General features: G+C 62.6%; 15 protein-coding genes. 9 read left to right on the top strand and 6 right to left on the bottom strand.

Features of this window, described 5'->3' with window-relative positions; genetic code table 11:
• The first annotated feature begins 121 nt into the window (after nt 1-121).
• The 4 genes from AC1RTB_RS22550 to AC1RTB_RS22535 all read left to right on the top strand — a co-directional run bounded on the left by AC1RTB_RS22550 (nt 122) and on the right by AC1RTB_RS22535 (nt 5,117).
• Nucleotides 122-1,603, top strand: coding sequence for an ABC transporter substrate-binding protein (locus AC1RTB_RS22550; RefSeq protein WP_492881093.1), 1,482 nt, complete (start codon nt 122-124; stop codon nt 1,601-1,603).
• A 78-nt stretch (nt 1,604-1,681) separates the two neighbouring features.
• Nucleotides 1,682-2,629, top strand: coding sequence for an ABC transporter permease (locus AC1RTB_RS22545; RefSeq protein WP_492881092.1), 948 nt, complete (start codon nt 1,682-1,684; stop codon nt 2,627-2,629).
• Nucleotides 2,626-3,495 (top strand): ABC transporter permease, encoded by an 870-nt coding sequence (locus AC1RTB_RS22540; protein ID WP_492881091.1) that lies wholly within the window; start codon nt 2,626-2,628, stop codon nt 3,493-3,495. Before AC1RTB_RS22545 ends, AC1RTB_RS22540 begins: the two co-directional genes overlap by 4 nt.
• Nucleotides 3,492-5,117 carry an ABC transporter ATP-binding protein gene (locus tag AC1RTB_RS22535; protein WP_492881090.1) on the top strand — a complete coding sequence of 542 codons (1,626 nt, stop codon included), beginning with the start codon at nt 3,492-3,494 and terminating at the stop codon, nt 5,115-5,117. The genes AC1RTB_RS22540 and AC1RTB_RS22535 overlap by 4 nt, the downstream gene beginning before the upstream one ends.
• 18 nt (nt 5,118-5,135) lie before the next feature.
• On the opposite strand, the gene AC1RTB_RS22530 is transcribed toward AC1RTB_RS22535, so the two are convergent.
• Nucleotides 5,136-5,567 carry a tellurite resistance TerB family protein gene (locus AC1RTB_RS22530; protein WP_492881089.1) on the bottom strand — a complete coding sequence of 144 codons (432 nt, stop codon included), beginning with the start codon at nt 5,565-5,567 and terminating at the stop codon, nt 5,136-5,138.
• A gap of 166 nt (nt 5,568-5,733) precedes the next feature.
• Here AC1RTB_RS22530 and AC1RTB_RS22525 point away from each other — a divergent pair, with 166 nt between their 5' ends.
• The 3 genes from AC1RTB_RS22525 (at nt 5,734) to AC1RTB_RS22515 (ending at nt 7,914) form a co-directional block, all read left to right on the top strand.
• The gene (locus AC1RTB_RS22525; RefSeq protein ID WP_492881088.1) at nt 5,734-6,519 is read left to right on the top strand and encodes a TSUP family transporter; all 786 of its coding nucleotides are present in this window, start codon (nt 5,734-5,736) and stop codon (nt 6,517-6,519) included.
• Between the two features lie 60 nt (nt 6,520-6,579).
• Entirely contained in the window at nt 6,580-7,410 is an 831-nt protein-coding gene (locus tag AC1RTB_RS22520) for a helix-turn-helix domain-containing protein (RefSeq protein WP_492881087.1), read from the top strand.
• Between the two features lie 84 nt (nt 7,411-7,494).
• A complete protein-coding gene (locus AC1RTB_RS22515; protein ID WP_492881086.1) occupies nt 7,495-7,914 on the top strand; it encodes a VOC family protein in 420 nt (139 codons plus the stop codon).
• Between the two features lie 6 nt (nt 7,915-7,920).
• Here the strand turns inward: AC1RTB_RS22515 and AC1RTB_RS22510 are convergent, their stop codons facing one another.
• Nucleotides 7,921-9,390: a cobyric acid synthase gene (locus AC1RTB_RS22510; protein ID WP_492881085.1), complete on the bottom strand. Its 1,470-nt coding sequence runs from the start codon at nt 9,388-9,390 to the stop codon at nt 7,921-7,923.
• A 3-nt stretch (nt 9,391-9,393) separates the two neighbouring features.
• Complete coding sequence (locus AC1RTB_RS22505; protein WP_492881084.1) at nt 9,394-10,008, bottom strand: dimethylsulfonioproprionate lyase family protein; 615 nt, start codon at nt 10,006-10,008, stop codon at nt 9,394-9,396.
• 118 nt (nt 10,009-10,126) lie between these two features.
• Between AC1RTB_RS22505 and AC1RTB_RS22500 the strand changes: the two genes are divergently transcribed.
• Both AC1RTB_RS22500 and mmsB read left to right on the top strand, forming a co-directional pair.
• Nucleotides 10,127-11,293, top strand: coding sequence for an isobutyryl-CoA dehydrogenase (locus tag AC1RTB_RS22500; RefSeq protein ID WP_492881083.1), 1,167 nt, complete (start codon nt 10,127-10,129; stop codon nt 11,291-11,293).
• Nucleotides 11,294-11,398: 105 nt separating this feature from the next.
• Nucleotides 11,399-12,283, top strand: a complete 885-nt coding sequence (mmsB, locus tag AC1RTB_RS22495) for a 3-hydroxyisobutyrate dehydrogenase (protein ID WP_492881082.1) — start codon at nt 11,399-11,401, stop codon at nt 12,281-12,283.
• Nucleotides 12,284-12,517: 234 nt separating this feature from the next.
• On the opposite strand, the gene AC1RTB_RS22490 is transcribed toward mmsB, so the two are convergent.
• The 3 genes from AC1RTB_RS22490 to AC1RTB_RS22480 form a co-directional block, all read right to left on the bottom strand.
• Nucleotides 12,518-12,889, bottom strand: coding sequence for a hypothetical protein (locus AC1RTB_RS22490; protein WP_492881081.1), 372 nt, complete (start codon nt 12,887-12,889; stop codon nt 12,518-12,520).
• A 201-nt stretch (nt 12,890-13,090) separates the two neighbouring features.
• Nucleotides 13,091-13,465, bottom strand: a complete 375-nt coding sequence (locus AC1RTB_RS22485; RefSeq protein WP_492881080.1) for a tudor domain-containing protein — start codon at nt 13,463-13,465, stop codon at nt 13,091-13,093.
• A 186-nt stretch (nt 13,466-13,651) separates the two neighbouring features.
• A complete protein-coding gene (locus AC1RTB_RS22480) occupies nt 13,652-15,031 on the bottom strand; it encodes an aspartate aminotransferase family protein (protein ID WP_492881079.1) in 1,380 nt (459 codons plus the stop codon).
• Between the last annotated feature and the right edge of the window lie 146 nt (nt 15,032-15,177).

The following is a 15,177-nucleotide window of genomic DNA, read 5'->3' as shown; positions in this document are numbered from 1 at the left end:
GGCTCGTTCGACCAGGAAATTCATTTCGGCAGCGTCGCTGCAATTGCAACAAACTTGATTTACTCGGCCGGAAAATCGCGCTTCTATCCGGCCGGTCGAAGTTGAGCGGGGAGATTTGAGCATGAAGCAGTGGAAAACCATCCTGGCAGCCGCAGCGTTTACCCTGGCATCCAGCGCCGCCGCCATGGCCGCCCGTACCGATCTGGTGCTTGGCATGCCGCTGGAACCGCCTCATCTCGACCCGACAGCAGGCGCAGCGGCCGCCATCGACGAAGTGCTCTACGCCAATGTCTTCGAGGGCCTGACCAGCATCGGCTCGCGCGGCGAAGTGCTGCCCGACCTCGCGCAGAGCTGGACCATTTCCGACGACGGCAAGGTCTATACCTTCAAGCTGCACAGCGGGGTGAAATTCCACGACGGCAGCGACTTTGACGCTTCGGACGTGAAATTCTCGCTCGACCGCGCTCGCGGCGAAAACTCGGTCAATGCGCAAAAGGGCCTGTTCGCGGCGATCGACGCTGTGGAGGTCGTCGACCCCAGCACCGTCAAGGTGACGCTGAAGAACCCGCTCGGCTCGTTTCTGTACAATCTCGGCTGGGGCGATGCGGTGATGGTGGCGCCAGAGAGCGCCGACACCAACAAGGAAAAGCCCATCGGCACGGGTCCGTTCAAGTTCCAGAACTGGGCCAAGGGCTCGTCGATCACGCTGGTCAAGGCTGACGGCTACTGGGGCGACCCTATCGCGCTCGACAAGGCCGAGTTCCGCATCATCCCTGATGCCGCAGCAGCGATCCCTGCTTTGCTTTCCGGCGACGTGCAGGCGCTGCCCAACTTTGCGCTCGGCGACGCGCTCGCCCAGGTCAGGGCCGACCCGCGCTTCAAGGTCGTCATCGGCACGACCGAAGGCGAGACGGTGCTTGCGACCAACAACAAGCGCCCGCCCTTCGACAAGCTCAAGGTGCGTCAGGCAATTGCGCATGCCATCGACCGCAAGGCGCTCATCGATGGCGCCACTGGCGGCCTCGGCACGCCGATCGGCTCACATTTCGCGCCACACAACCCGGCCTATGTCGACCTCACCGGCACCTATCCGCATGATATCGCCAAGGCCAAGGAACTGCTCAAGGAGGCAGGCCTGCCCGACGGCTTCAAGGCGACTCTCAAGCTGCCGCCGGTCGGCTATGCTCGCCAGGGCGGCGAGATCATCGCCTCGCAGCTGCGCGAGATCGGCATCGACCTGCAGATCATTCCGGTCGAATGGGCCGATTGGCTTAAGCAGGTCTTCACCGACAAGGACTACGACCTGTCGATCGTCTCGCATACCGAGCCCAACGACATCGATATCTATGCCCGCAAGGACTACTACTTCAATTACGACAACCCCGCCTTCAACAAGGTGATCGACGAGCTCAACCTGACCTCGGACGAGGCCAAGCGCAGCGATCTCTACAAGCAGGCACAGAAGATCCTTGCCGACGACGCCGTCAACGGCTTCTTGTTCGAGCTGCCGAAGGTCGGCATCTGGGACGCCAAGGTCGAGGGTCTGTGGGAGAATTCGCCCATCCAGGCCAATGATCTGACCAAGGTGAAGTGGGCTGACTAGCGATAGTTCTGTGAACTGCGCTGCTCCGCAACTCCCGCGAGCTTTCGGAGCGGCATTTTCTCGGGCAGTTTGCGTTCGATGACGGCCTATTTGCTCAAACGCCTGCTGATCGGAATGGCGACCCTCGCGGTCGCTTCGCTCGTGGTGTTTCTGATGCTCGAGGTTGTCCCGGGCGATCCGGCACGGCTGATGCTGGGCATGAACGCCAGTGACACTCAGGTCGAACTGCTGCGCGACCAGATGGGGCTTAACCAGCCGTTGATCATGCGCTACCTGCACTGGGCCGGCGGCCTGCTGTCGCTCGACTTCGGAAAATCCTACACCTATTCGGTGCCGGTGATCGACCTAATCAAGGAGCGCCTTGTCGTCTCGTTCCCGCTCGCGGTCATTGCACTCACCTTGTCCACGCTGATCGCCATTCCGGTCGGGCTGTTTGCAGCCGCACGCCGTGGCAAGGCCGCCGACACCGCTGCCATGGCCGTGGCGCAGGTCGGCGTCGCGATGCCCAATTTCTGGTTTGCGCTGCTGCTCGTCTATGTCTTCGCCGTCTGGCTCAGGCTGGTGCCGGCCGGCGGCTTTCCCGGCTGGAGCAACGGTGTCTGGCCGGCTCTCAAGGCGCTGATCCTGCCGGCAGTGGCCCTTGCTCTGCCGCAGGCCGCCATTCTCGCCCGCGTCACGCGCGCCGCGCTGATCGAGGTCTTGGGCGAAGACTACATCCGCACCGCCCGCGCCAAGGGCATGCCGATGCGCGCGGTGCTGTGGCGGCACGCTTTGCGCAACGCCATGATCCCGGTGCTCACCATCATGGGGCTGCAGTTCGCCTTCCTGCTCGCCGGCACCATCATCATCGAAAACGTCTTCTACCTGCCCGGTCTCGGCCGGCTGGTGTTCCAGGCGATCACCCAGCGCGACCTGATCGTGGTCGAAAGCGTGGTGATGCTGCTGGTGGCTGCGGTGGTCGTGGTCAACCTGCTCGTTGATCTCTCATATGCGCTCGTTGATCCGCGCCTGAGGACGCGGCAATGAGCGACGCAGCACCGCACCGCGACGAAACCTTCGGCGACCTCGTCGCCCGCGCACTTGCCAACCGCTCCTTTGTCATCGGCCTGTTCATCACCCTGGTCATTGCAGCCATGGCGCTGGCGTCCTTCTTCTGGACGCCGTTTGACGTCACCAGGCTGATCGTCGCCGACCGGATGCAATCGCCATCCGCAACGCACTGGTTCGGCACCGACCATTTCGGCCGCGATGTGTTGTCGATGATCATGCTCGGCGCCCGCAACTCGATCGCCGTGGCGCTTGTCGCCGTCGTCATCGGCATGGGCATCGGCGTGCCGCTCGGCTGCTGGGCAGCGGCGCGCGGTGGGTGGGTCGACGAGGCGCTGATGCGCTTCAACGACCTCGTCTTCGCATTCCCTGCATTGTTGTCGGCGATCATGATCACGGCGGTCTTCGGCCCCAGCGCGATCAACGCCATCGTCGCCATCGGCATCTTCAACATTCCGGTCTTTGCCCGCGTCGCCCGTGCCGGAGCGCTGTCGATCTGGCCACGCGAGTACATTTTGGCAGCGCGCGCCGCCGGCAAGAACAAGACGCGCATCACCATCGAGCACATCCTGCCCAACATCGCCAACCTGCTGCTGGTGCAAGGCACCATCCAGTTCGCGCTCGGCATCCTCGCCGAAGCTGCGCTGTCTTATGTCGGGCTCGGCACGCAGCCGCCGATGCCGAGCTGGGGGCGCATGCTGTTCGACGCGCAGACGCTGATGATGGTGGCACCCTGGCTGGCGCTCTTCCCCGGCTGCGCCATCCTGCTCACTGTCTTAGGCCTCAACCTGCTTGGCGACGGCATCTCCGACATCTTCGATCCGCGTGCGAGGCGCCGGATATGAGCCTGCTTTCGATCGAAAAACTGTCGCTCAATATCGGCAGCCTGCCGATCCTCAGGGACATAGACCTGTCGATAGCACCGGGCGAAGTCATGGGGCTGGTCGGCGAGTCCGGTTCCGGCAAGTCGATGACGGCACTGGCCATCATGCAGCTTGCGCCCGCCTCCGCACGGGCCAAGGGCCATATCACCTTCAATGGCATCGACATCCTCGGTGCCTCCGAAAAGCAGATGTGCGCCCTGCGCGGCGACGACATAGGCATGATCTTCCAGGAGCCGATGACCGCGCTGAACCCGGTCAAGACCATCGGCGAGCAGGTTGCCGAAGGCATCCGCTGGCACACCAGGGCCAGCCGCGCCGAGGCGGAGGTACGCGCCAGGAAAATCCTCGACCGGGTTGGCCTGCCCGAGCAGAAATTCGCGCTGTCGCGTTATCCGCACGAGCTATCAGGCGGCCAGCGCCAGCGCGTGGCGATCGCCATTGCCTGCGCGCTGAAACCAAAGCTTCTGATCGCCGATGAGCCGACCACAGCACTCGATGTCGTGCTGCAGGCGCAGATCCTCGACCTGCTGAAGGAACTGGTCAGCGAAAACAAGATGAGCCTGCTGTTCATCTCGCATGACCTTGCCGTGGTCACCGAGATGGCGGACAGGATCACCATCCTGCGCCAGGGTGCCGTCGTAGAGACCGGCGACACCGCCCGCACGCTGTCGGAAGCCACTCATCCCTACACGCGCCAGCTCACCCTTGCTTCCACGCACGTGCCGGCGCGGGTGAAGCCGCATGTCGATGACGCAGGAGCAGAAAACCTGCTCGAAGTGTCAAACCTCACGCGCGACTATCCGGGTCGACGCAGGTCGCTGTTTTCCAGGCCGGAGCCGGTCCGCGCGGTGGACAATGTCTCGCTGACGATGAAGCCGGGCGCGTCGGTGGCGCTTGTCGGGCGCTCCGGCTGCGGCAAGTCTACCCTCGCCCGCATGATCCTGGCGCTCGACACGCCGACTTCGGGTGCCATCATGTTTCGCGGCATGAACATCACCGGACGCAGCGAGGCCGACCTCAAGCCCGCTCGCCGCAACATGCAGGTGGTGTTCCAGGATCCCTATGGCTCGTTTGATCCGCGACATACGGTAGAGCGGCTGGTCGCCGAGCCGCTGCACCTGCTGGAACGGCGCCCGGACGCCAAGGAGCGCCGCAATATGGTGGCGCGTGCGCTGCATGAGGTCGGCCTCAACCGGTCCGACATGGAGAAATATCCGCACGAATTCTCCGGCGGCCAGCGCCAGCGCCTGTCCATCGCCCGCGCGATCATCACCAGGCCCAAGCTTGTGGTCGCCGACGAGCCGGTGTCGGCCCTCGACGTGTCGATCCGCGCCCAGATCCTCGATCTGTTCGCCGAACTCAACCACAAGCTCGGCGTCGCCTATCTGTTCATCACCCATGACCTGACGGTCGCCCGCGCCATCGCCGACGACGTTCTGGTCATGCATGAGGGCCGTATTGTCGAGCGCGGCAAGACAGCCCAGGTGCTCGACCACCCATCGTCAGAAGCCGCGCAGTCGCTGGTATCAGCCGCGCCCGATCTGCGCCGGGCGATTGCCCGGCGGCTGCAAGAGCAAGGGTAAGCCGCCGGTTCGCCGGATTTAAGTTGCCGGCTTCACCACATCGACCGGGCTGATGCCAAGCAAATCCAGCGTTCGGCGCAAGAGCTTGACCTCGTTTTCCGCCAGATGGGCGTCGGCCTTGGCGATATCGGCCATGTGGCGCGCGAGTTGCTTGCGCCGCTCAATATCCAGGTCGTGAAACATCGCAATCGCCTGCGAGCCGTTGGTCTCGTAACCGAACTCGTTGAGATATTCGACAACGGCATCGACACTGCCCTCGGCGATACCGAAGGCTTCGGTACAGATCCGGCGAAAGACAGCCATCTCGCTCTCGCTCGCAACGCCGTCGGCCAGGATCATGCGAAAAAGCAACAGCAACTCGGCCGAAAGCACCGGATCGTCGGCGACCTTGCGCACGCCGGGGTCGCCCTCGAACATGTTGCGAATCTGGGTCAGCAATCCTGTCGCCATGCGAATCCCTTCCGTCGAGCTACCTAGTGTTTCCGATATAGAACAAAGTTGGGCGAAAGACACTTGGCCCAACGGCTAAGCCTCGACTGATGCGCCGCCGCTATTGCGCAAGCCGGTTCGCTGTGGTCGAAGGCGGCTGATCCCTCCAGCGCGAAGCTTGGCGCCGATGTTCGACATAACCACCGAAACCCTCCTGTTTTTGACTGCGGCGGCGTTCATCGCCGGCTTCATCGATTCCATTGCCGGCGGCGGCGGGCTGATCACCATTCCAGCACTGCTGCTGGCCGGCCTTCCTCCAGTGGAAGCGCTCGGCACCAACAAGCTGCAATCGCTGTTCGGCTCGGGCTCGGCAACGATCTCCTATGCCGCCAAGGGCCATGTCGATATCGGAAAGCAACTGCCTTCCGCCGCCACGTCCTGCATCGGCTCTGCATTTGGTGCACTGCTGGCAACCGTCCTGCCGATTGAAATCCTGCGCACATTCCTGCCTTTCCTGCTGGTCGCGATCGCGCTCTATTTCGCCTTCAAGCCCAACATGGACGACGTCAACCGCACCGAACGGCTGTCGCCTTTCCTTTTCGGGATGACGGTGGTGCCGCTGATCGGCTTTTACGACGGCGTATTCGGCCCCGGCACCGGCTCATTCTTCATGCTCGCTTTCGTCGCTTTGGCCGGCTACGGCGTGCTCAAGGCCACCGCGCACACCAAGCTGCTGAACTTTGCCTCCAACATCGGTGCGTTTGGCGTCTTCGCGCTGGTCGGCGCCATATCTTGGAAGATCGGCATCGTGATGGGCATCGCCCAGTTCCTCGGTGCGAGGCTCGGCGCCCATATGGCCATGCGCAACGGCGCCAAGCTGATCAAGCCGCTGCTGGTCTGCACCTGCGTCGCGCTCGCCATCCGCCTGCTCATCGATCCGACCAACCCGCTGCGGGCAATGATGGGGTTCTGACGGTTTTGACCGCAAGCTGTCGCTGGGCTAACGTTGTGTTGCCTCAGCGGAGCCAGCACGATGGCAAGCGGCCAACTATCTGCGGAAACATCGGCGGATCTCGCGGCGCAATTCGAGTACGTGCGGCGCGCTCCGTCACCGCTGCTTGCCGGCATCGTCACCGATCTCATCGGTTTTCGCGAACTTGTTTCCGTCTACAGCCGCCAGACTGAAGCCGCCTCGCTGACTGTCCCTCTGGTCATCAGCTTTGGCGAACCATTCGCCATCGGCTTGAGCCGGACGCCCGGCGACAACGACCGCTTCGCAAGCTTCGCCTCCGGCCTGCACGCCGGGCCGGTGGTTATCGATTCCTTCGGCAGATCCTGCTGCGTCCAGGTCAATTTCACCCCGCTTGGCGCCCGCCGTTTTTTCGCCGTGTCAATGAGCGAGCTGGCCGACCGCATGGTACCGTTCGACGAACTTCTTGGTGTCTCGGGCCACCATTTGCGCGAAAGGCTCGGCGAGCAAACCGACTGGCATGTACGCTTGGATATTGCCGAGAACTTCATCATCGAGCGCCTAATGAAGGCAGCTTCCGTGTCCGCCGAAGTCGGCTGGGCGCTGGAGAAGATAATGGCCAGCGGCGGCCGCAGCCGTATTGCCGCCATCGCCGCAGAGATCGGCTGGAGCAGAAAACACCTCGCCACGCGCTTCGCCGACCAGGTCGGCGTCGGCCCAAAGGCGATTGCACGCATCGTCAGGTTCAATCGCGCCGCAAGCCTTTCAAAGCAGGCCAATCGCGCAGGCTGGGCCGATCTTGCGGCCGAGTGCGGCTATGCCGATCAGGCGCATCTCGTTCGCGAGTTTCGCGAGCTTTCAGGTGCTACGCCGACGGGGCTTGGCCTCAGCTGAGCTGCCGGTAACATTTGTTCAATACGGCCAAACGGCACTCGGCCACAGTGGGGTATCGTTCAACTGCCACAAAGGAGGCGCCAGATGCCCGCTCCCGAAGCTCCCCGCATATTCCCGACATTGCGCTACAACAACGCCGCCGACATGATCGATTGGCTGGGCAAGGCGTTCGGCTTTTCCGTCCACGCCCAATACATGAACGGCGCTGACGTCGGCCATGCCGAACTCGCCCTCGGCTCGTCGATGATCATGATCGGCTCGGCGCGCCCCGACGACTACGGCGCCATCGTCGGCGAACCCGGCCCAAATGGCGGCAAGTCGCTCTATGTCGCCGTCGAAGACGTCGACGCAGTCCACGCCCGCGCCAAAGATGCCGGCGCTGTCATCGTCCAGCAACTCACCAACCGCGACTATGGCAGCCGCGAGTTCGTCTGCCGCGACCCCGAAGGCAATGTCTGGTGCTTCGGCACCTACTGGCCAAAGGTCGGCGAACAGGCCACCTGACGGGCGTCAGCGTGCGGCGGCGAAAATCGCGTCGCAGTCGAGATGCCGTTCGAGATGTTCGGCGATCTCGTCCAGGGCGCGTTCGACTTCGGCGCGATAGTCGATGCCCCCCCCCCTGATGCCAAGGCTTTCGAGGAAGCGCCCGCGAAAGCCGTCGGCACCAAACAGGCCGTGCATATAGGTTCCGAATACCTTGCCGTCGGCAGAGGTGGCGCCATCATCGACGCCGTTGATGACAGCTGTGGGCCGCGTGCAATCGGCACCCGTCGTCCGGCCAAGGTGGATTTCGTAGCCCGACAGCGGCTCGCCATAACGAACCGACCGCGCCTCGACATTGCGAACGGTCTTTTCCGGCTCCATCACCGTCTCGACATCGAGCAGGCCCAACCCCTCGGCCTCTTTGACGGTGCCCTCGATGCCCAGCGGGTCGTGCACGACCCGGCCGAGCATCTGATAGCCACCACAGATGCCGACCACATGGCCGCCGCGCCGGCGATGCGCATCGAGATCGCGATCCCAGCCGTTTTCGCGGAAATGCATCAGGTCGCCGATTGTCGACTTCGAGCCGGGAATGACCACCAGCCCGGCATCGTCAGGCAGTGGTTGCCCGGGCGGCACGAACACCACCTCGACCTGGGGTTCGGCACGCAGCGGGTCGAGATCGTCGAAATTGGCGATGCGGCCGAGCATAGGCACCGCCACCTTGAGCGCGCGTTTCTCGCCTCCGGCCAATCGTTCGAGGATCACGGAATCCTCCGACGGCAGAAGTGCTGCCGCCTTGAGCCACGGCACGACACCAAAACAGCGCCAGCCGGTGAAGCGCTCTATGGCGGTGATGCCGTCGTCGAACAGGCTGGCATCGCCACGGAACTTGTTGATGAGATAGCCGACGATCATGCGCCGGTCTTCTTCCGGCAAGATGAGATGCGTGCCGGCAACCGATGCGATCACCCCGCCCCGGTCGATGTCGCCGACAAGGATCACCGGAACGTCGGCGCGGGTGGCAAAGCCCATATTGGCGATGTCGCGCGGACGCAGATTGATTTCGGCCGGCGAGCCCGCGCCCTCGACGATGATGAGATCGGCACCCTCGCCCAGCTTGGCCCACGAATCGAGCACAGCCCCCATCAGTTTCGGCTTCAGTTCCTGATAGTCGCGCGCCTTGGCGTGGCCAAAGACCTTGCCCTGCACCACCACCTGGCTGCCGATGTCGCTTTGCGGCTTGAGCAGAACCGGGTTCATGTGGATCGACGGCTTCACCCCGCAGGCGATCGCCTGCAGCCATTGCGCCCGGCCGATCTCGCCGCCGCCCACCTCGCCCGGAATGTCGGCAACGGCGGCATTGTTGGACATATTCTGCGGCTTGAAAGGCCTGACCTGCAGCCCGCGATTGCGTGCCGCGCGGCACAGCCCAGCCACCAGCACGGTTTTTCCGACATCGGAGCCGGTGCCCTGAAGCATGATCGCCTTGGCCATGGTTCAGCCCCTTCCGCCAACGTTTCCGGTCACTGTCGATTTGGCCGCGAGCGGCCCGCCACGCCAAAGATAGAGCGCGAGCAGCGGGGCGCTGCCGGTGCGCATGGCGTGATTGACATTGGAAGCATGATGGATCACCTCGCCGCCACGCCTTTCGCGAAAGGGCGCATCGCCCATGCGCCACTCCGTGCCACCGGTCAGCGGAATATAGATCTCTTCGGCGACATGGTGATGGTCGGGATAGTCGATGCCGGGGCCGAGAATAAGAAAACCGGCGGCGACCTTCTCGTTCATGAAGTGCCCACGCGTGCCGAACAGCTCGACCCAGCCGTAATTGTCGAGGAAATGCTGGCCGAAATCGGCGGTGGTGTAGGTCTGGTCCCAGTGCAGGGCGTCAGCGCGATTCGCCAGAAGCTCGACCAACTCCCGCTCCGCCGGCGCTGCCATCTCGGCGATACGAGCCATATGCGAAAGGCAGGCCAGGGATTTCGGTGCCAGCCTCCGCGCAGGCATCGCCCAGTCGATATCGTCGAGAAATTCGCCTACAGGCGGGACCGAACCGGCCTTTTGGACATAGCCCCGGAAGGCTCCCAGCAGCTCATCAAATTTTGTCGCCACGTCGCTTCTCGCCCATGCATTTACGCACAGCCGCTCTGTTGAAGGTTAGGTTGCGCGGCTGCATCATTGGTCTAGATTGAACGCCGCGCATAGCCAAAAAAACGACAGGGAGGCCGACATGGACGCCGCAATCGATGCGACAGCCGGTCAATTCGAACTCAACGAAGACCAGCTGGCCATTCGCGAAATGGCAGGCAGTTTCGCCGCCGAACGCGTGGCGCCTCTCGCGCTCGAATGGGACAAGGCCAAGCACTTTCCCGATGACGTCATCCGCGAGACCGGCCCGCTCGGCTTCGGCGGGCTCTATGTCAAGGAGGACGTCGGCGGCTCCGCCCTCACCCGCCTCGATGCCGTTTTGGTCTTCGAGCAACTGTCGAAGGCCTGCCCGGGTTTTTCGTCGTTCATCTCGATCCACAACATGGTGGCATCGATGATCGACCGCTTCGGCAATGCCGAACAGCGCCAGCGCTTCCTGCCCAAGCTGACTTCGATGGAATGGCTGGCCAGCTATTGCCTGACCGAGCCTGGCTCGGGCTCGGATGCGGCGGCTTTGCGCACCCGCGCCGTGCGCGATGGCGACCACTACGTCATCAACGGCGCCAAGCAGTTCATTTCAGGCGCCGGCGACAGCGACATCTATGCCGTCATGGTGCGTACCGGCGCGGATGGCCCCAAGGGCATCTCGACGTTGGTCGTGCACAAGGACACGCCCGGCCTTTCGTTTGGGGCCAACGAGCACAAGATGGGCTGGCACATGCAGTCGACGCGGCAGGTGATCTTCACCGATTGCCGCGTGCCGGTCGAAAACCGCCTTTCCGACGAAGGTGCCGGCTTCGGCATCGCCATGGCCGGCCTCGACGGCGGCCGCCTCAACATCGCCGCCTGCTCTTTGGGCGGCGCCCAATCAGCACTCGACAAGGCGCTCGCCTACACCGCCGAACGCAAGGCCTTCGGCCAGACCATCGACCGCTTCCAGGCGCTGCAGTTCCGCCTCGCCGACATGGAAACCGAACTCCAGGCCTCACGCCTGTTCCTCTATGCCGCAGCCTCGAAACTCGACCACAAGGCGCACGATGCCTCCAAATGGTCGGCCATGGCCAAGCGTTTCGTCACCGACACCGGCTTCAACGTCGCCAACGAGGCGCTGCAACTGCTCGGCGGCTATGGCTATCTACACGACTACGGCATCGAGAAGCTGGTACGCGACCTGCGTGTCCACCAGATCCTCGAAGGCACCAACGAGATCATGCGCGTGATCATCGCGCGGCACATGATTGGAAAATAGCGAATAGGGAGTAGCGAATAGCCAGTAGAGGGCTGGCCTTTCGAGACATCGTTCCTACTCGCTACTCGCTATTCGCCATTCGCTATTTCCGGAGGACCATCCATCATGACCACAGTCGCCTTCATCGGCCTGGGCAACATGGGCAACCCCATGGCCGCCAACCTCGTCAAGGCCGGCCACACAGTGCACGGCTTCGACCTGATGCCCGAGCACCTCGAAACGGCGCGGAGCAATGGCGTCACCGTCATGGCCAACGCCGTTGCCGCAGCCAAGGACGCCGACGTGGTGATCACCATGCTGCCGGCAGGCAAGCATGTGCTTTCGGTCTATGAAGACATCGCGCCGAAGGTGAAAAAAGGCTCGTTGCTGATCGATTCCTCGACCATTGACGTCGACTCGGCCCGCAAGGCGCATGCCATTGCGGCCAAGCATGGCCTGCTGTCGGTCGACGCGCCGGTGTCGGGTGGAACAGGCGGTGCCGCAGCCGGCACGCTGACCTTCATGGCAGGCGGCGCGCAGGCAGCTTTCGACACGGCCGAACCAGTGCTCCAGCCGATGGCGGGACGCATCGTCCATTGCGGCGATGCCGGTGCCGGCCAGGCGGCCAAGATCTGCAACAACATGATCCTCGGCATCTCGATGATCGGCGTTGCCGAAGCCTTCGTGCTCGCCGAAAAGCTCGGCCTGTCGCATCAGGCGCTGTTCGACGTGGCTTCAACATCGTCGGGCCAGTGCTGGTCGCTGACCTCCTATTGCCCGGTGCCGGGCCCCGTTCCCAATTCACCGGCCAACCGCGACTACCAGCCAGGCTTCGCCGCGGCCCTGATGCTCAAGGATTTGAAGCTGTCGCAGGAAGCAGCGCAGCAGGCGGGCGCGGTCACCCCGCTCGGTGCCGAGGCAACCCAGCTCTATGCGCTCTATTCGGCGCTCGGCCACGGCGGCACGGATTTCTCCGGCATCATCAAGTTCCTGCGTGGTCAGCCTGCCTGATCATTCCAAAAAAGTTCAAAATTTAGGTTTGATTAAGCTCTCGCTAACCACGCGGTAACGATGTCCAGCTAAAAAGGTTTGCAAGGGCGGTCTTTCGCAGCCGCCTCGGGCTCCGGATCAGGTCTTGCGTACCGGAGCTGTAACCTTCGCTAGTCAAGCGTCGCGAAGGGCCATGCGTTCAAATGGCAAAGCCGCGTTCCCGTTTCGGGGCGCGGTTTTTGCGTTCAGCACCATTTACGTGCCGGATTTTGTCGCCAGACGGCGGAAATTGGCCCTCACGCGGTTGCTCGCCGGCCGCATTGCTGCCGCGACCGACTGCTGTGCCGCAACACCATTGAGCACCGAGGGCGTGCGCCCCGACAGCACTTCGGGCCAGAACTGCATGGCCGACTGGAAATAAGACATCTGCGCGGCGACAACGCCTTCGGCCATCGCCGCCGTCTTTTCGGTCATGGCAGCCAGAGTTTCACCCCGCAGCATGCCACCCTTGCTTGCTTCGGTGGCCATCATCGGCAAACGCATTGCCATGACCATGGGCGCCAGCATCAGATTGCCGGCAATAGCGGTGGATTGGCGCGAGGCGCGCGTCAGGCGACGGTTCTTCATATGGCTTGCTCCAGCGGGCCTTGGCGGACCGGCGAAGGCTGCCCTCTGGCGACAGCCCTGATGATTGTGCAGTGCACAATACGCGCCCGGGTTGTCATGAACAAGCCGAAACGGCTCAGCCTCTCGGCGCCCTACGAATTGCTCAAGCGATGATCGAACGAGCGCATGGGAATGGGCAGGCTTTATGCCTGCCCAACTTGCTCATTTGGTCCGGCAGCGCCCGGTCTTGGTCGTTTCCTTGTCGCCGTCGTCATAGGCTATGCCAACTTTCTCGCCAGCCAGCGAAACGATCTTGCCCTTGTACCACTCACCAGCGCCCTTGAAGTTGCACTCGACTTTCGTGCCGATCTGCCAATCGTAGGGGCGGACCTTGCTGACGTTGGTCGTCTCACGCTCATTGTCGTCGTATCGAACAGTGATAGTGTCGCCCTGCACCTTTTCGATGACCCCAGCGAACCAATAGCCAGAGCCCTTGTAATTTCCGAGAACCCAATCGCCAGTTGTCTGAGCGCTCGCGGTGCCGAGGGTGGTGGCGAAAATGGCGCCGGCGGCCAACAGAACAGAAATATGCTTCATCAAAATATCACCTTGGGATGCAACCCTAAACAGCCCGCTATTGAACTGTGTAGGAATGCATATTCGAGCCAGTATGAATGCACGATGAAAGCACTTCGCTGGGCGCCGAAAACTGCGGCCCGCAATAGCTGAACGCAGAGGATAGCTTGCCGGGCAGGAGCTTGCCCTGCCCGGCTGGCTTCATGTTCAGGCTTTCCGGAGATCGGCTTCGGCGAGGTCGAGCGCCTTCAGGATACGGTCGAAAGCCATGTCGATGGTGGCGCGGGTCCAGATCAGCGGTGGCGACAGGATCATCGAATCGCCGGTCGCGCGCAGCATCATGCCGTGGGCTATGGCATGGTCGCGCACTTTGACCGCCGCACTGCCAACCGGCGAGAAACGTTCCTTGGTTGCCTTGTCCTTGACGATCTCGATCGCGCCCATCAAGCCGACCGAGCGCACCTCGCCGACCAGATTGTGGCCGGCAATGCGCTCCTTCAGCATCTTGGCGAAATACGGTCCCGTATCGGTTTTCACCCGCTCGACAAGGCCTTCGCGTTCGATGATCTCAAGGTTCTTGAGCGCTACCGCACAGGCCACGGGATGCCCGGAATAGGTGTAGCCGTGATAGAACTCGCCGCCCTTTTCGACCAGCGTATTGGCGATCCGATCGCCGACCAGCAGCGCTGACAACGGCTGATAACCCGACGTCAGCGCCTTGGCTGTGGTGATCGTGTCGGCCTCGATGCCAAAAGTCTGGGCGGCGAACCATTCGCCGGTGCGGCCGTAGCCGGTGATGACCTCATCGAGCATCAACAGCACGTCATGTTTGCGGCAGATGCGTTGCACTTCCGGCCAGTAGCTCGCCGGTGGGATCTTCACCCCGCCCGCGCCCATGATCGGTTCGCCGATGAACGCCGCGACGTTTTCCGCGCCTGCCTCAAGAATCGCATCTTCGACCGCTTTCGCCGCGCGCAGGCCAAAATCGTGGTCGCTTTCACCCGGCAATGCCAGCTCATAGGCGTAAGGCATCATGACATGAACGATGTTCGGCACGGCACCGCCGAGCTGGTGGTGCATGCCTTCCATGCCGCCAAGCGAGGTGCCGGCGACTGTCGAGCCGTGATAGGCCATCTGGCGCGAAATGATGCGGTTCTTCTGAGGCTTGCCTTCGAGCGCCCAGTAGTGGCGCACGAGTCGAAGTGCCGTGTCGTTCGATTCCGAGCCCGACGAGCCATAAAACACCTGGTTGATGTTCTTGGGTGCGAGTTCGGCGAGTTTCTTCGACAGCAGCACCGGGGTCGGCGTCGAGCATTTGAAGAAGGAATTGTAGTAGGGCAGCTCCTTCATCTGCGCATACGCCGCTTCCGCAAGCTCGGTGCGGCCATAGCCGACATTGACGCACCACAGCCCGGCCATGCCGTCGAGCAGCTCGCCACCTTCCGAATCGTAGATGAAGGGCCCTTCCGCGCGCGTGATCATGCGCGAACCGATTTCGCGCAATTCCTTGTGGTCGGTGAACGGGTGGAGGTGATGCGCGGCATCTATCTGCTGAAGCTGCTTCAGCGAATAATTCTGATAAGTCATAAACTTGTGCCTTTCTCTTGAATCAATCCGGCAAGTGCCGGGGCGGATTCGAGATCAGGCGGGCGGCGAATAGCCGATGCGCGCGCACAGCCGCATAAGCTCGGTATGCCGCGTCCGTGGGGACGGCGTCGAAACCGCGCTGGGCA

The organism is Aminobacter sp. GW821-FHT11F06 (assembly GCF_058808215.1).
This window is presented reverse-complemented; position numbering and strand designations above follow the sequence as displayed.

Excerpts from the sequence above, each read along its gene's own strand:
- AC1RTB_RS22550 (WP_492881093.1), top strand. The coding sequence starts at position 122 with ATGAAGCAGTGGAAAACCATCCTGGCAGCCGCAGCGTTTACCCTGGCA.
- AC1RTB_RS22545 (WP_492881092.1), top strand. The coding sequence starts at position 1,682 with ATGACGGCCTATTTGCTCAAACGCCTGCTGATCGGAATGGCGACCCTC.
- AC1RTB_RS22540 (WP_492881091.1), top strand. The coding sequence starts at position 2,626 with ATGAGCGACGCAGCACCGCACCGCGACGAAACCTTCGGCGACCTCGTC.
- AC1RTB_RS22535 (WP_492881090.1), top strand. The coding sequence starts at position 3,492 with ATGAGCCTGCTTTCGATCGAAAAACTGTCGCTCAATATCGGCAGCCTG.
- AC1RTB_RS22530 (WP_492881089.1), bottom strand. The coding sequence starts at position 5,567 with ATGGCGACAGGATTGCTGACCCAGATTCGCAACATGTTCGAGGGCGAC.
- AC1RTB_RS22525 (WP_492881088.1), top strand. The coding sequence starts at position 5,734 with ATGTTCGACATAACCACCGAAACCCTCCTGTTTTTGACTGCGGCGGCG.
- AC1RTB_RS22520 (WP_492881087.1), top strand. The coding sequence starts at position 6,580 with ATGGCAAGCGGCCAACTATCTGCGGAAACATCGGCGGATCTCGCGGCG.
- AC1RTB_RS22515 (WP_492881086.1), top strand. The coding sequence starts at position 7,495 with ATGCCCGCTCCCGAAGCTCCCCGCATATTCCCGACATTGCGCTACAAC.
- AC1RTB_RS22510 (WP_492881085.1), bottom strand. The coding sequence starts at position 9,390 with ATGGCCAAGGCGATCATGCTTCAGGGCACCGGCTCCGATGTCGGAAAA.
- AC1RTB_RS22500 (WP_492881083.1), top strand. The coding sequence starts at position 10,127 with ATGGACGCCGCAATCGATGCGACAGCCGGTCAATTCGAACTCAACGAA.
- mmsB (WP_492881082.1), top strand. The coding sequence starts at position 11,399 with ATGACCACAGTCGCCTTCATCGGCCTGGGCAACATGGGCAACCCCATG.
- AC1RTB_RS22490 (WP_492881081.1), bottom strand. The coding sequence starts at position 12,889 with ATGAAGAACCGTCGCCTGACGCGCGCCTCGCGCCAATCCACCGCTATT.
- AC1RTB_RS22485 (WP_492881080.1), bottom strand. The coding sequence starts at position 13,465 with ATGAAGCATATTTCTGTTCTGTTGGCCGCCGGCGCCATTTTCGCCACC.
- AC1RTB_RS22480 (WP_492881079.1), bottom strand. The coding sequence starts at position 15,031 with ATGACTTATCAGAATTATTCGCTGAAGCAGCTTCAGCAGATAGATGCC.